The 15,136-nt window shown below is 72.2% G+C and carries 11 protein-coding genes; 5 read left to right on the top strand and 6 right to left on the bottom strand.

Features of this window, described 5'->3' with window-relative positions; all coding sequences use genetic code 11:
* Nucleotides 1-100: 100 nt before the first annotated feature.
* From E1286_RS21595 to E1286_RS21575, 5 genes are all read left to right on the top strand, one after another.
* On the top strand, nucleotides 101-2,011 hold the full coding sequence (locus tag E1286_RS21595; RefSeq protein WP_132615257.1) for an APC family permease: 1,911 nt from the start codon (nucleotides 101-103) through the stop codon (nucleotides 2,009-2,011).
* A gap of 187 nt (nucleotides 2,012-2,198) precedes the next feature.
* Nucleotides 2,199-4,742, top strand: coding sequence for a DUF4118 domain-containing protein (locus tag E1286_RS21590; protein ID WP_132615256.1), 2,544 nt, complete (start codon nucleotides 2,199-2,201; stop codon nucleotides 4,740-4,742).
* Nucleotides 4,739-5,407 carry a response regulator gene (locus E1286_RS21585; RefSeq protein WP_111182827.1) on the top strand — a complete coding sequence of 223 codons (669 nt, stop codon included), beginning with the start codon at nucleotides 4,739-4,741 and terminating at the stop codon, nucleotides 5,405-5,407. The genes E1286_RS21590 and E1286_RS21585 overlap by 4 nt, the downstream gene beginning before the upstream one ends.
* 146 nt (nucleotides 5,408-5,553) lie before the next feature.
* A complete protein-coding gene (locus tag E1286_RS21580; RefSeq protein WP_132615255.1) occupies nucleotides 5,554-7,344 on the top strand; it encodes an APC family permease in 1,791 nt (596 codons plus the stop codon).
* A gap of 42 nt (nucleotides 7,345-7,386) precedes the next feature.
* On the top strand, nucleotides 7,387-8,130 hold the full coding sequence (locus E1286_RS21575) for a methyltransferase domain-containing protein (RefSeq protein ID WP_246075025.1): 744 nt from the start codon (nucleotides 7,387-7,389) through the stop codon (nucleotides 8,128-8,130).
* Nucleotides 8,131-8,134: 4 nt separating this feature from the next.
* Here E1286_RS21575 and E1286_RS21570 read toward each other — a convergent pair whose 3' ends face one another.
* From E1286_RS21570 to E1286_RS21545, 6 genes are all read right to left on the bottom strand, one after another.
* A complete protein-coding gene (locus E1286_RS21570) occupies nucleotides 8,135-9,739 on the bottom strand; it encodes an ABC-F family ATP-binding cassette domain-containing protein (protein ID WP_132615253.1) in 1,605 nt (534 codons plus the stop codon).
* 329 nt (nucleotides 9,740-10,068) lie between these two features.
* Nucleotides 10,069-10,641, bottom strand: coding sequence for a TetR/AcrR family transcriptional regulator (locus E1286_RS21565; RefSeq protein WP_165969835.1), 573 nt, complete (start codon nucleotides 10,639-10,641; stop codon nucleotides 10,069-10,071).
* A 72-nt stretch (nucleotides 10,642-10,713) separates the two neighbouring features.
* Nucleotides 10,714-11,490, bottom strand: coding sequence for a glycerophosphodiester phosphodiesterase (locus tag E1286_RS21560; RefSeq protein ID WP_132615251.1), 777 nt, complete (start codon nucleotides 11,488-11,490; stop codon nucleotides 10,714-10,716).
* Nucleotides 11,491-11,567: 77 nt separating this feature from the next.
* Complete coding sequence (locus E1286_RS21555; RefSeq protein WP_132615250.1) at nucleotides 11,568-12,719, bottom strand: lipase/acyltransferase domain-containing protein; 1,152 nt, start codon at nucleotides 12,717-12,719, stop codon at nucleotides 11,568-11,570.
* A gap of 368 nt (nucleotides 12,720-13,087) precedes the next feature.
* Entirely contained in the window at nucleotides 13,088-13,819 is a 732-nt protein-coding gene (locus tag E1286_RS21550; protein ID WP_132615249.1) for a hypothetical protein, read from the bottom strand.
* 2 nt (nucleotides 13,820-13,821) lie between these two features.
* Nucleotides 13,822-14,787, bottom strand: coding sequence for a DNA-processing protein DprA (locus E1286_RS21545; protein WP_132615248.1), 966 nt, complete (start codon nucleotides 14,785-14,787; stop codon nucleotides 13,822-13,824).
* Nucleotides 14,788-15,136: the final 349 nt, after the last annotated feature.

Genomic DNA, 15,136 nt, shown 5'->3' with positions numbered 1-15,136 from the left:
CACTACGCTTTCTTGACGCCCCCACCGCCGCGAACGTCGTATATCGGTCAGTAAGGTGCGATGCGTATTTACGGGCTCTTGACGGGGACGGGTGACCGGGATGGTGCTGGCGAAACGGCCGGCCGCTACGGAGGGGACGCTGCGGTCGTGGCTGCTGCAGGGTCTGCAGACCGACCGTAGGCAGATCGAGCACGGTCCCCACGTCAAGCACCCGTGGTGGCGGGTGATGTGCCTGACCGGCGTGGACTACTTCTCCACGCTCGGCTACCAGCCCGGCATCGCGGCGCTGGCCGCCGGCCTGCTCGCGCCGCTGGCCACGCTCTTCCTGGTCGCGCTCACCCTGCTCGGCGCGCTACCGGTTTATCGCCGCATCGCCGCCGAGAGCCCGTACGGGCAGGGGTCGATCGCGATGCTGGAGAAGCTCGCCCCCCAGTGGTGGGGCAAGTTCTTCGTGCTGGCGCTGCTCGGGTTCGCGGCCACCGACTTCGTCATCACGATGACGCTGTCGGCGGCGGACGCGACCGCGCACATCCTGGAGAACCCGTTCGTGCCCGGATTCCTGTCCGGGCAGCGGGTGCTCGTCACGCTGGTGCTGCTGGCGGCGCTCGGCGGGGTGTTCCTGATGGGCTTCACCGAGGCGATCGGCATCGCCGTCCTGCTCGTCTTCGTCTACCTCGGCCTGAACGCGGTCGTCGTCGCGACCGCCTTCGTCCACGTGCTCCAGGCCCCGCGGGTCGTCGTGGACTGGCGGCACGGGCTGGGGGCCGACTTCAGCAGCCCGCTCGCCATGGTCGGCCTGTCGCTGCTCGTCATGCCGAAGCTGGCGCTCGGCATGTCCGGGTTCGAGACCGGTGTCGCGGTGATGCCGGTGGTCAAGGGCGACATACGGCGGCGGATCGAGGGCACCAAACGGCTGCTGACCGTCGCCGCGGTCATCATGAGCGTGTTCCTGATCTTCTCCAGCCTCGTCACGACCGTGCTCATCCCGCACGCGGAGTTCGAGGAGGGCGGGAAGGCGAGCGGGCGGGCGCTGGCGTATCTGGCGCACGGCTACCTGGGGGACTGGTTCGGCACCGTCTACGACGTCTCGACGATCGCGATCCTCTGGTTCGCCGGCGCCTCGGCGATGGCCGGGCTGATCAACCTGGTGCCCCGCTACCTGCCCCGGTACGGCATGGCGCCGGAGTGGACGGGCGCCGTACGGCCGCTGGTGCTGGTGTTCTCGGCGATCGCGTTCGCCATCACGGTCATCTTCGGCGCCGACGTGGACGCCCAGGGCGGCGCGTACGCCACCGGCGTGCTCGTCCTCATGCTCTCGGCCGCGGTCGCGGTGACGCTGTCGGCCAGGAAGAAGGGGCAGAACCGGGCGGCGGCCGGGTTCGCGCTGATCTCGGCGGTGCTGGCGTACACGCTGGTGGACAACGTGATCGAGCGGCCGGACGGCGTGAAGATCGCCTCGTTCTTCATCGTGGCGATCGTCGTCACCTCGTTGCTGTCGCGCGCCACCCGCTCGACGGAGCTGCGGGTCACCGACGTGACGCTCGACCCGCTCGCCGAGCGGTTCGTCAACGACACGTGCGGCGAGATCCACCTGATCGCCAACGAGCCCCACCAGCGCGACCAGGCCGAGTACACCGACAAGCTGCGCGAGCAGTGGATCAACCACCGGCTGCGCACCACGGAGCCCGTGCTGTTCGTCGAGGTGTCGGTGCCGGACGCCTCGGAGTTCGAGACGGAGCTGCACGTCAAGGCGGAGGAGCGCTTCGGCCACCGGATCCTGACCATCGAGAGCTCCGCCGTGCCGAACTCGCTGGCCGCTCTGCTGCTCTTCCTGCGCGACCGCACCGGCTCGGTGCCGCACATCTACTTCCACTGGACCGAGGGCAACCCGGTCGTCGCGATGCTGCGCTACCTGGTCTTCGGCGGCGGCGACGTGCCGCCGCTGACCCGGGAGGTGCTGCGCCAGGCGGAGCCCGACCTCGAACGCCGGCCGCACGTCCACGTCGGCTGACGGCGTACGGATCGCGTCAAGAATCGGCGCCCGGCCGTAGGAATGGCGTCAAGAACGGAAAATGGCCAGTATTTCGGCGTTTTCCTGGGTCTGGTGCCGCTCGTCCCGGGGGGCCGACCGAATCGAGGAGTGGAGATGGCCGACGTCTTCGCCGCCCTGACCGTCGTACGGCTGGACGGGGCCTGAGGTGCGGGGACGGCTACGGGTGTACCTCGGCGCTGCACCCGGCGTGGGCAAGACGTACGCGATGCTGGACGAGGCCCGCCGCGCCTGTGGCCGCGGCCGGGACGTGGTCGTGGGCCTCGTCGAGACGCACGGCCGCCCGCGCACGGAAGCCCTGCTGGAGGGCATGGAGATCATTCCGCGCAAGACGCTCGTGCACCGCGGGGTCACGTTCACCGAGCTCGACGTCGAGGCGGTCATCGGGCGCCGGCCCGCGGTGGCGCTGATCGACGAGCTGGCCCACACCAACGTGCCCGGCTCCGAGCACGTCAAGCGCTGGCAGGACATCGACGACATCCTCGACGCGGGCATCGACGTGGTCTCCACCGTCAACATCCAGCACCTGGAGTCGGTCAACGACGTCGTGCAGGAGATCACCGGCGTGCCCCAGCGCGAGACGGTGCCGGACGAGGTGGTGCGGCGGGCCGACCAGGTGGAGCTGGTGGACATGTCGCCGGAGGCGCTGCGCCGCCGCCTCGCGCACGGCAACGTCTACGCGCCGGAGAAGGTGGACGCGGCGCTGGCGAACTACTTCCGCGTCGGCAACCTCACCGCTCTGCGCGAGCTCGCCCTGCTCTGGGTGGCCGGGAAAGTGGACGAGCAGCTCGACCGCTACCGCGCCGAGCACGGCATCGCGACGACCTGGGAGACCCGTGAACGCGTCGTCGTCGCCCTCACCGGCGGCCCCGAAGGCGACACGCTCGTCCGCCGGGCGGCGCGGATCGCGGCCCGCACCAAGGGCGCCGACCTGCTGGCCGTCCACGTGACCAGCGCCGACGGCCTGGCCGGAGCCGACCCCGCCGGCCTGGCCCGTCAGCGTGCGCTGGTGGAGAGCCTGGGGGGCACCTACCACCAGGTCGTCGGCGACGACATCCCGCGCGCACTGCTCGACTTCGCCCGCGGCGTGAACGCCACCCAGCTGGTGCTCGGCGCGTCGCGGCGGGGCCGGTTCGCGCAGCTCTTCTCGCGCGGCGTCGGAGTCGAGACCATCGCCCGTTCCGGCTCGATCGACGTCCACATGATCACCCACGAGGAGGTCAGGATGGGACGGCGGCGCCCGGCCCGTACCCGCGCCGCGCTGACCCGCAAGCGCCGGGTGGCCGGCTGGGTGCTGGCGGTGGCCGGGATGCCGCTGCTGACCGCCGTGCTGGCGCAGTTCCGCGAGGTGGTGTCGCTGCCGAGCGAGATCCTGTTCTTCCTCTGCCTGACGGTCGGCGTCGCGCTGGCGGGCGGGATGTGGCCGGCGATCACCGCCGCCATCGGCGGGTCGATGTTGCTGAACTGGTTCTTCACCCCGCCGGTCGGCCGGTTCACGATCAACGATCCGGAGAACCTGTTCGCGCTGATCGTGTTCGTCCTCGTCGCCGCCGCGGTGAGCACGATCGTGGACATCGCCGCCCGCCGCACCCGGGAGGCCGCCCGCGCCGGAGCCGACGCCGAGCTGCTGTCCACACTGGCCGGGCACGTGCTGCGCGGCGAGGCCGCCCTGGCGTCCCTGCTGGAACGGACGCGCGAGACGTTCGGGCTGACCTCGGTCACCCTGCTCGAACGCCGGCCCGAGGCCGCCCGCGCCGCCGACGACCAGTCGGATCCCGACGCCTGGCGCATCGTCGCCACCTCCGGCGGCACGCCGTCCACGTGCCCGGCCCAGTCCGACACCGACGTGCAGATCGACGACACCCTCGTGCTCGCCGCCCGCGGCCGGCTGCTGGACGCCGCCGACCGCGCGGTGCTGGAGGCGTTCGCCGCCGAGGCCGCCGTCGCCCTGCGCCAGGAACGCCTGCAGCAGGAGGCGGCCCGCGCCCAGCCGCTCGCGGAGGCCGACAAGATGCGTACCGCGCTGCTCGCCGCCGTCAGCCACGACCTGCGCACGCCGCTCGCCTCCGCCAAGGCCGCCGTCGAGAGCCTGGCCGCCACCGGCGTCGACTGGAGCGACCATGACCGCGCCGAGCTGCTGGACACCGCGGCGGAGTCGCTGGACAAGCTGGACCGGTTGGTGGCGAACCTGCTCGACATGAGCCGCCTGCAGGCCGGCGTGCTCGGCGTGACCCCGCAGCCGATCGCCCTGGAGGAGATCGTCCCGCGCGCCGTGGACGACCTCGGGCCGCTGCGCGACCGCGTCGAGGGCGACATCTCCGTCGAACTCCCCGAGATCGCCGCCGACCCGGCCCTGCTCGAACGCGTCCTGGTCAACCTCATGGCGAACGCCGTCCGCTACAGCCCGCCCGACCGGCCGGTGCTCCTCACCGCCAGCCGCCACGGCGAACAAGTGGAGATCCGCGTCGTCGACCGCGGCCCCGGCATCCCGCCCGAGGCCCACGACCGGGTCTTCCAGCCGTTCCAGCGGCTCGGCGACCGCGACAACCACTCGGGAGTCGGCCTGGGGCTCGCGCTCTCGCGCGGGCTCACCGAAGCCATGGGCGGCACGCTCGTCCCGGAAGACACACCAGGGGGAGGTCTCACCATGATCCTGACACTGCCCACCGCCCCGCGCGGGGTGACGCGGTGACCCGCATCCTCGTCGTGGACGACGAACCCCAGATCCTGCGCGCACTTCGCATCAACCTGGCCGCACGCCACTACGAGGTGACCGTGGCCGCCGACGGCGCCGCGGCGCTGCGTGCCGCCGTCGACCACACACCCGACCTGGTCATCCTCGATCTGGGGCTGCCCGACCTGGACGGGGTGGACGTCATCCACGGCCTGCGCGGCTGGACCAGCGTCCCGATCATCGTGCTGTCCGGCCGGGCCGGGAACCAGGACAAGATCGAGGCCCTGGACGCCGGCGCCGACGACTACGTCACCAAGCCGTTCGGCATCGACGAGCTGCTGGCCAGGGTGCGGGCCGTGACGCGGCGCGTGTCCATCCACGAGGCCGAGCTGGCGAACATCAAGATCGGGGACCATGTCGTCGACCTGACCGACAAGACGATCAGCGGCGACGTACGACTGACGCCGACCGAGTGGCACATCCTGGAGCTGCTGCTGCGCCACCCCGGCAAGCTGATCAGCCAGCGTCAGATCCTCACCGAGGTGTGGGGCGCCAAGTTCGTCAAGGAGACCCATTACCTGCGCCAGTACATGGCGCAGCTGCGCCGCAAACTCGAACGCGACCCCGCCCACCCCGTCCACTTGATCACCGAACCGGGCATGGGTTACCGTTTCCGGCCTTGACCAGGAAAAACGTTGATGGAATCGCGGAGCCGTATATTTCGCGTAGTAATTTCCGCTTTATCCGTCAGGGATTCATATAAAGCCAGTTTTCGGTGGTTGTGGCACGTCACGATGAGGGCGGAAATTCTCTTCAGGAGTATGCGGACATGACCATCGTGAAAACCCCCGCCGCGGCCGAGGAACCCCCTGATACCGGCGAACGCCACAGGCTCTCGGTCGCGGGCGGGCTCGCCGCGCTCTCGCTGGACGCCATGGCCTCCGTGGCGTACGGACCCGAGGCGATCGTGCTCGTGCTGGCCCTCGCCGGCGGCGCCGGGCTCGGCTTCACCATCCCGGTCACCCTGGCCATCGCCGGCCTGCTCGTGGTGCTGACCGTGTCGTACCGGCAGGTCGTCGCCGCCTTCCCCGAAGGCGGCGGCGCGTACGGCGTGGCCACGAAGCACCTGGGCAGGCGGGCGGGGCTGGTCGCGGGCGCCTCGCTCGTCATCGACTACGTCCTCAACGTCGCCGTCTCCGTGGCCGCCGGGGTCGCGGCGCTCACCTCCGCCTTCCCGGAGCTGCTGCCGTACACCGTGTGGCTCTGCCTGGGCGTGCTGGCGCTCGTGACGGGCGTCAACCTCAAGGGCATCGCGCACAGCGCCCGCGCGTTCATCGGGCCCACCGTCGTCTACGTGGCCGCGATCCTGCTCGTCGTCGTGGCCGGGCTGTTCCGCTCCGAACCCGCCGTCAGCGTCGGCCACCAGGTGGCAGGTCTGCAGACGGTCGGCGTCCTGCTGCTGCTCAAGGCCTTCGCGAACGGCTGCGCCGCGCTGACCGGCGTGGAGGCGATCGCCAACGCGGTGCCGTCGTTCAAACGGCCCCGCGTCCGGCGGGCGCAGCGGGCCGAGGTGGCGCTGGGCGCGCTGCTGGCCGTCATGCTGCTGGGCATCGCCGCGCTGATCGAGAAGTTCGCCATCGCCCCGGCCGACGGGGTGACCGTGCTCGCCCAGGTCACGCTGGCCTCGCTGGGCGACGGGCCGCTGTTCTACCTGGTCCAGTTCGCCACCGTGGTGCTGCTGGGGCTGGCCGCCAACACCTCCTTCGGCGGCCTGCCGGTGCTGGCCCGGCTGCTGGCCCGCGACAACAACCTGCCGCACCTGTTCGCGCTGCGCGCCGACCGGCAGGTGCATCGCTACGGCATCGCGTTCCTCGCCGTCACCAGCGGCCTGCTGCTCGTCGTGTCGAGGGGCGAGATGAACCTGCTGGTGCCGCTCTTCGCGATCGGGGTGTTCGTCGGCTTCACCCTGTCGCAGGCGGGCATGGTCCGGCACTGGCTGACGGACCGGCCCGCCGGCTGGCGGTGGCGGGCGGTGCTGAACGGCATCGGCGCGCTGCTCACGTTCATGGCCGCGATCGTGGTGACGGTGACGAAGTTCGGCGAGGGCGGCTGGCTGATCGCGGTGGCTCTGCCGCTGCTGGTGGCGGCCATGGAGTGGGTCAACCGCCAGTACGCGCGCATCGGCCGGCGGCTCGAGATCGGCAGGACACCCATGCCGCCCAAGCCGCGCCGCTCCCTGGTGGTGGTGCCCGTGCAGACGGTCACCCGGCTGACCCGCGAGGCCCTGTCCGCCGCGCTGTCGCTGGGGGACCGGGTGGTGGCCGTCAACGTGACCCACGCGGGCGACGAACGGCAGGCGCGCGCGTTCGCCGAGGACTGGGACCGCTGGGATCCCGGCGTGGAGCTCGTACGGCTCTTCGACGCCCACCGGCGGCTGGACCGGCCGCTGCTCACCTACCTGCGCGGGGTGCCGGAACCGCACGTGTTCGTGCTCATCGCGGAGGTCGAGCCGGAGCACGCCTGGCAGCGGATGTTGCAGAACCACCGCGGCGCCGTGCTGGCCAGGGCGCTGCGCCGGGGCGCCGACGCGGTGGTGTGCCGGATGCGGTTCCGGGTCTGACGGCTTGACCTCATGTCGACATGAGGTCGCATGCTGGCTCGTATGTCCGCGAAAGAATCACTTGCCCGGCTGCTCGACGACGTCGACGCCACGCCCGAGGCCACCGCGCTGCGCGCCCGTTCGTACGACCTGCTCGCCCTTCCGGACGGCGCGGCCGTCGTGGACGTCGGCTGCGGCGCGGGCCGCGCGGTCGGCGAGCTGGCCGCACGCGGCGCCCGCGCGATCGGCGTGGACGTCAGCGCCGAGATGATCGCCCTCGCCCGGAGCCGCGGCCCGGAGAGCGACCTGCGGATCGGCGACGCCCGCGCCCTGCCGCTCGCCGACGGGGAGGTCGCCGGCTACCGCGCCGACAAGGTGTTCCATGAACTGCCCGACCCCGCCGAGCCCCTGGAGGAGGCCCGGCGAGTGCTCGCCCCCGACGGCCGGATCGTCCTGCTCGGCCAGGACTGGGACGGTTTCATCGTCGACTCCGCCGACCCGGCGCTCACCCGGGCGATCGTGCACGCCCGCGCGGACGCCGTCACCAACCCGTGGGCCGCCCGCCGCTTCCGCAACCTGCTGCTCGACACGGGGTTCACGAACGTCACGGTGGAGGCGCACACCGGAGTGCTCACCGGCGGGGTGGTGCTGCCCATGCTCACCGGCCTCGCGGCCGGCGCCCGCGCGGCCGGCGCGATCTCCCCCGAGCAGGAGGCCGCGTGGACCGCCGAGCAGCGCGAACGCGCCCGCACCGGCCGCGCGTTCCTGGCCCTGCCGATGTTCGTGGCCGCGGCCCGCCGCCCCTGAGCGGTCAGGGCACCAGGCGGCCTTCCGCCAGCCGCAGCCGGCGCTCCACCCCGATCTCGGTCAGGAACCGCTCGTCGTGGCTGACCACCACGAACGCCCCCCGGTACGCGCCGAGCGCGCTCTCCAACTGGCCGACGCTGACCAGGTCGAGATTGTTCGTGGGCTCGTCCAGCAGCAGGAGCTGCGGGGCGGGCTCGGCGCACAGGACGCAGGCGAGCGTGGCCCGCAGCAGCTCGCCGCCGGACAGCACCCCCACCGGCAGGTGGGCGCGCGAGCCGCGGAACAGGAAACGGGCGAGCAGGTTCATCCGGTCGGCCTGGAGCATCCCGGGGGCGAACGCGGCGAAGTTCTCCGCCACCGTGCGGTCGGGGTCGAGCAGGTCGAGCCGTTGCGACAGGTACGCCACGCGGCCCTCGGCCCGCCTGACCAGGCCGCCCTCCGGCTCCAGGTCGCCGCTGACCAGGCGCAGCAGGGTGGACTTGCCGGCGCCGTTGGGCCCGGTCAGCGCGATCCGCTCGGGGCCGCGGATCGTCAGGTCGAGGCCCGGCTCGGCGAACAGGCCGCGCGCCCGCAGGCCCTCGCCGTCGAAGAGCGTGCGCCCGGCCGGGACGCCGGTGCCGGGCAGCTCCAGCACGAGCTTCTGGTCGTCGCGCAGCGCGCGCCCGGCCTCGTCGAGGCGCGCCTGCGCGTCGCCCACCCGGGAGGCGTGCATCTGCCCGGCCCGGCCCGCCGACTCCTGGGCGCTGCGCTTCAGGCCCCCGGCGACGATCCGGGCCAGCCCGGCGTTCTTGAGGTTGCGGGCCGCGTTGCCGGCCCGGCGCTCGGCGCGCTCGCGGGCCTGCTGCATCTCCCGCTTCTCGCGCTTGAGCTCCTGCTCGGCGCTGCGCACGTTGCGCTCGGCGGCCTCCTGCTCGGCGCGCACGGCCTCCTCGTACGCGGTGAAGTTGCCGCCGTACCAGCGCAGCTCGCCCTGGTGCAGCTCGGCGATGCGGTCCATGCGGTCGAGCAGCTCCCGGTCGTGGCTGACCAGCAGCAGGCAGCCGTTCCAGTCGCCGAGCACGGCGTAGAGTCTGCGGCGCGCGTCGAGGTCGAGGTTGTTGGTGGGCTCGTCGAGCAGCAGCACGTCGGGCCGCTTGAGCAGCTGCGCGGCCAGCCCGAGTGAGACGACCTGGCCGCCGCTCAGCGTGCCGAGGCGGCGCTCGAACGCCACGTCGCCGAGACCGAGCCGGTCGAGCTGGGCCTTGGTGCGCTCCTCGATGTCCCAGTCGTTGCCGATCACGGCGAAGTGCTCCTCGCTCGCGTCGCCGGACTCGATGGCGTCCAGCGCGGCGATCACGGGGGCGATCCCGAGCACCTCGGCCACGGTCAGATCGCCGGTGAGCGGCAGGGTCTGCGGCAGGTAGCCGAGCACGCCGCCGACGGTGACGCTCCCGCCGGTGGGGGTGAGCTCGCCGGCGATCAGCCGGAGCAGCGTGCTCTTGCCCGTGCCGTTGGGGGCGACGAGCCCGGTACGGCCGGGGCCGGCGGTGAAGGACAGGTCGCCGAAGACGGGGGTGTCGTCGGGCCAGGAGAAGGACAGGGCGGAGCAGACGATGGACGCGTCGGACATGGGAGAGACCTCGTACGGAAAAGCGCGGGCGCGCCGCGGGCGCCCGGCGGGTGGACAGGCATGAGAACGACGACGACACGGCCTCGGGCGGCGGCGCTCCGATGCGCTCGCCGACGGCCGGTCAGGCTCCGGTATCACCCGGAGATGTCGTCGTCACCTGCCACGTCTGGTCTCCCTGGAACTCAGGTCACAAATTGCCCCGATACTTTAGCACCCCTGGAGTCAGGCTGTCTCCAGGGCCGCCCGGAAGCGGGCCTGCCCCGACAGCATGCGCTCGATCATCGGCACGATGCCGGGCCGGACGTTGAAGGCCGGGGACGTGACGGGCGTCAGCGCAGCACCACGTCGAAGGCCATGGTGAAGAACGTGTCGAAGGCGGCCTGCGACCTGCCGGCGCGCGCCTCGATCAGGGTGCCCTCCCACGCGTTCAGCAGGAACCGGGCGGTCTCGTCCGGGTCGAGGCCGGGGCGTACGGAGCCGTCGCGGCGGGCCTCCGCCAGCGCCGCGGCGATCGCCTCCGACCAGGTGCGGAGCCCTTCGAGCACCGCGGCGCGGATCGCCTCGCTGTGGTCGGCCACGCCGGTGGCGAAGTTGCCCACCAGGCAGCCGCGCGTGAATCCGCGCTCGACGTTCTCGTCGCGCAGGAACTCGAAGTGCCGGCGGATCCGGTCGAGCGGCGGCAGGGAGGTGTCGCCGAGGATGTCGAAGCGCCGCCCGGCGCCGTAGCGCCGCAGCGCCTCGACGGCGGCCTCCTCCTTGCTGGCGAAATGGTTGTAGAAGGAGCCTTTCGGGGCCCCGGCCGCGTCGGCGATCTCCTGGATGCCGGTCCCGTGGAACCCGCGGGTGTGGAACACCTCCAGCGCGGACGCGAGCAGGTCCTCACGCTTGGACGCCTTGGGCACGTCGCCTCCCCGTTCAATATGACCGGACGTCTTACTTGATGAGACTACCTGGCGCGTACGGGGAGGCGACCCCTACGCGCACCTGCCGGACAGCCAGGCGCGGTAGTCCTTCGTGTAGTTCGTCATGACGCTCGCCGGGGTCTGGCCGAGCACGGACTGCCACTGGGCCGTGTTGCCGGTCCACGACGGAGGCGGCTCCTCCCAGGCCACGCTGTCGGTCCAGCGGGCGGCCGATCCCTTCAGCAGCCCCGGGTGGCGCTTGGCGAGCTCGCCCTGGATCCACGTGTCCTTGGAGTAGAGCAGGATCCGCTGCGCGCCCTGGCGTTCCTTGATCGGGTCGGAGATCTCCCGCCAGCCGCTCGCCGCGTGCGCCGAGTCCGACAGGACGTTCTTGGCCTCCGGCTTGATCTCCAGCAGGGCGACCAGCCCGCGCGAGCGCACGTGGTCGAGCCACTGCCGCAGCGTGTAGACCCCTTCACCCTGGTACGGGCCCCGCGCGACGCTCCGGTCCCGCAGGTTGTCGGACCCGGCGGCCCACCACAGGTCGGTGATCGCGCGGTTCACCCCCGTCAGGCCGTTGGTCGTGGTGTTGTGCCACATCACCGCCTTGGTGCCCTCCCTGGTCAGCTGGACGTCGCCCTCCACCCCGTCGGCGCCCCACGCCTGCTGGTCGTTCACGCCGCGCGGATGGTTGGGCTGGCGGATCTGGTCCCTGGTCCAGGGGTTCGCGCCGGTGGGATAGCCGCCGTGCCCGAAGACCAGGGGACAGGCGGCCAGCCGGGCGGTCGTACCGGCCGGCGCGATGGCGACCGCCGTGGTCACCGACACGAGAAGCAGCTTGACGGTCATCGCGGGACCCCGTCCTGATCAGGCGACGATGCGTGATCAGCGTAGGCGGACTCCCGATGGTGATCAATTGGTTCGCGTCACGGGCACTGGCTGCGCGGCCGGGACAGATGGGTGACCAGGCGGTCGAGGACCGCACGGTCGGAGGGAAGCGAGAAGTGGTCGACGCCCGGGTTGTCGGTGAGCGAGAAGCGGTGGCAGGGCATCGCGCGCCAGACCTGGACGGCGTCGTTGGTGACGTCCTCCTGGTTGCCGTCGCCGTCGCGGGTGACGAACGCGCCCTTGCCGACGACCTGGCCGGTGGTCAGGTCGCGCAGCCGCGCCCCGACGGGCGTCGGCAGGCCGGAGCCCTTCTCGGCGTACACGTCCACGCCCGGGAACGCCTCCTTGCCGGCGAACTTCACGAAGCCGACGTAGTGGGCGGCGATCTGCCGGGCGGCCGGCAGGTTCGCGTCGGCGAGCAGGCGGCGGTGGTCGCGCGGGGTGTAGGCGCGGCCCGCCGAGGCGTCGCGGACGACCACCTCGCGGTCGCCGAAGATCGCCGGGTCGGCGGCGCTCATGTACGTCGAGGGCGCGCTCTGGTACATCCGCGCGCTGCTGACGGCGTTCCGCCTCGTCGTGGGGTAGCCGAAGTCCTGGATGTTCAGGCCGGTGAACAGCACCGGGTAGAGCAGGCCCTGGCCGGGGAAGTTGCCGGCGATCGGGGTGAAGCCGTGGATGTACTTCTCGCGCCACGCCGGCTTGGAATGGGTGAGCAGGTACTGCGCGTACAGCGGGCCGTTGGAGTGGCCGACCAGATGCACCGGGCGGTCGCCGTTCTCGCGGTAGGTGTCCTCGATGAGCTTGCGGGTGCGCCGCAGGAACCCGCCCATGTCGGGGGTGAGCCTGGAGTCGTAGCCGGCGACCCGGATGTCCTTGTCGCGGAGGTATCCGGCGGCCTCCAGCCGGCGGTACATCGGCTCGTAGAACGGCGCGCTCGCGGTGCGACCGTACGCCATGATCCGGACGTCGACGCCTTCCTGCTCGGAGAAGCGGCCCCGCATGGGCAGCGACGATCCGGCGTCGTAGCGCAGCGTCATGAGCCGGTCCTGGCAGACCTGGCTGAAGACGGCGCTCGGCCGGTCGTTGCGGTACCAGTCCTCGAAGGTGCCCGACCGCGGGCACCTCGGGAACGCCGTCTGGTCGCGTACGGTCACCCGCAGCTTGGTCAGGTGGAAGGCCGGAAAGAGCACGACCGGGGTGCGGGGTTGCCCCGATGGGCTCGGGGGCGGCGCCGGCGACTGCACCTGTGCCTGTGATTGTGCCTGTGATTGCGCCTGTGATTGCGCCTGTGCCGGGGACGGTGGTGTCGGGGACAGCGTCACGGCCAGTGGGAACGGCAGCAGCGCCGCGAGCGTGCGCCGGATCCGGCTCTGTGCAGGCATGAGAAACCCCCTCAGGCCCGGTCAACTACCCGGCGTGTCGCAGCTCCCGGCGAAATGTCACCAAAAATCTATACAAACCGGACGAAAGCCTCTAATCTGGGCATCGCTCCAGTGGGGGCCACCTGGAGCGCCAAAACGTCGCGCCTCGGCCGCACGCCCCCGGCGGCCGGGGCGCGTCAATCTCCAGGATCACACAGGCAGCAGCGGTCGAAGCCGAACGGCCGGTCGTGCGCCTCCCGCCAGATCCGGGCGCCGTGCGGGTCGTTGATGTCGACGAAACGGGCGACCACCAGCGCAACCACCGTCGCCGCGCCTCTGCCGTACAACGCCGACGCGGCGCCCCGCACGCGCACCCCCGATCCGAACAGGTCGTCCACCAGCAGCACCCGCTCGTCGTCCACCCGGCCGCGCACCCGGAAGGCGGCACGGGCGACGGGCTCCAGCAGCAGCGGCCGGTACCGGGGGACGAGCGCGCCCACCTGGCCAACCACCCGCTGCATCAGGTCGAACGCCTCGATCGGCCGCTCGGCGCGGGTGTCGGGGATCGTGGCGACCACGGTGAACGGGCCGCCGGCGCGCTCTTCGAGGCAGGCGGCGTGCGCGCGGAGGAAGCGCGCGACTGTGGCGGCCAGGAACCCCGCCCGGCTGCGCCGGCCACCGGCGCCGGACGGATCGCGCTCGCGGACGAGGACGTCGTACAGCTGGGTGTCGCGTGCCGTCAGCGAGATCGGCACGACGTGCTCGGTGGAGGCGTACAGGCCGTGCGCGGCGCGCCGGCAGCCGGCGCAGGTCTCGTGCGGCGGGTCGGCCGCGCCGGTGCGGCAGATCGTGCACATGCCCGGCCGCGCCGCCGGCACCCGGACGTACAGCGGCAGGAACTCTCGGGTGAGCGCCTCGGCGTCACCCATGATCAGCGGTTGTGAGCAGGAGGAGGCACATCTACGAGAGTGACCGCCCGCTTGGCCAGGTCGTCAGTGTCCTCGACGGCAGTCATGCCTCCCCGCGCCCCCATCGCCGCGGCCCACTCCGGCACCCGCCCGGGCGTGAACACCTGCTTGCCGGTCGCCAGCGCCCGCGCCACGTGAGCCGCGGCGACCCCGTCAGGGTCACCGTCGGCAACGTAGAGCGAGTCGGCCAACCCGCAGGTCACCGCGTGTACGGCGGCGGGCCCGCCCGAGGCGTCGCCGAGAACGCGGAGCGGGTCGGCCGGCCCGCCCGGGGTGTCGGCCGGCCCGCGGGTCACTGTGCGGGAGGCAGGGACGGCGTCGGGCCAGAACGGCGATATCACCGCGCCCATGTCGGCGATCAGCGCGGCCAGAGCGCCGTGCGCTCCTGCCGTGGACGGCTCGGCGATGCCGCCGTCGAGCACCGCGAGCGTACGGCCGCCCGCGGCGAGCGCGGCCTCGTGGACGGCGGCGTCGAGGCGGGTGCGCAGCGGCGCCACGACCGTCAGCCCCGCCTCGGCCAGCGCCCGCGCGGCCTCGGCCGCCCCCGCCACGTCGCGCTCGCCGACCACGGCGACCGCCCGTTGGTCCTCGCGCCGCAGCTCGCCACGGAACCACAGGAACGGCCGGCGGTCGTAAGCCCAGGCCAGGTTGCCGGGGTAGGCGTCGTCGAGCACGGTGACGAGCCGCACGCCGGCGGCGAGCATGGCGGCGATGAGCTCACGCCCCCAGGCGAGATCGGCCGGCTGGATTCGGGCGGCGAGTGCGGCGGCGTGCGCCCGGTCGGCGGCGTCGCGGCTCGTGCCGCCGCCCCGCAGCAGCGCAAGAGCGCCGCCGGCGTCGAGGACGACCCGCGCGGTGTGGAACCAGGGCCGGTCGCGGGTGGCCCTGGTGAGGGCGAGGACGGCGGCTCGCTCGTCGGTCGTGGTCATGCTCACCACCTCCGGTTCGCTCCGAACGTACGCGCCGCCACTGACGAACTCGGCGACGATCCGCCCATCGTGCCGGGATCGGCCGGACGGCACGCCGTGGTCGTCATGCCGCTTCGGACTTTGACAGCCCGGCGATCACGGACGGTATGAGACCACAAGTGCGGGCGTTCGTCGCCGAAGGACCGCTCCCCGCCGAGGACGCCGAAGAAGCCGAGATCGCCTCGTGCGACACCCGGCTCAGGGCGATCTCCCCGCCGGTGACCGGGGGAGGAGACGAAGGCGCCGGCCGCGCGCTTCGGCTGGTCCCTCCTCCACCTCATCGAAACGGGTCCGAACCCCGTACTGGCCC

The sequence above is a fragment of the Nonomuraea terrae genome (assembly GCF_004348995.1).
Taxonomy (GTDB): domain Bacteria; phylum Actinomycetota; class Actinomycetes; order Streptosporangiales; family Streptosporangiaceae; genus Nonomuraea; species Nonomuraea terrae.
This window is presented reverse-complemented; position numbering and strand designations above follow the sequence as displayed.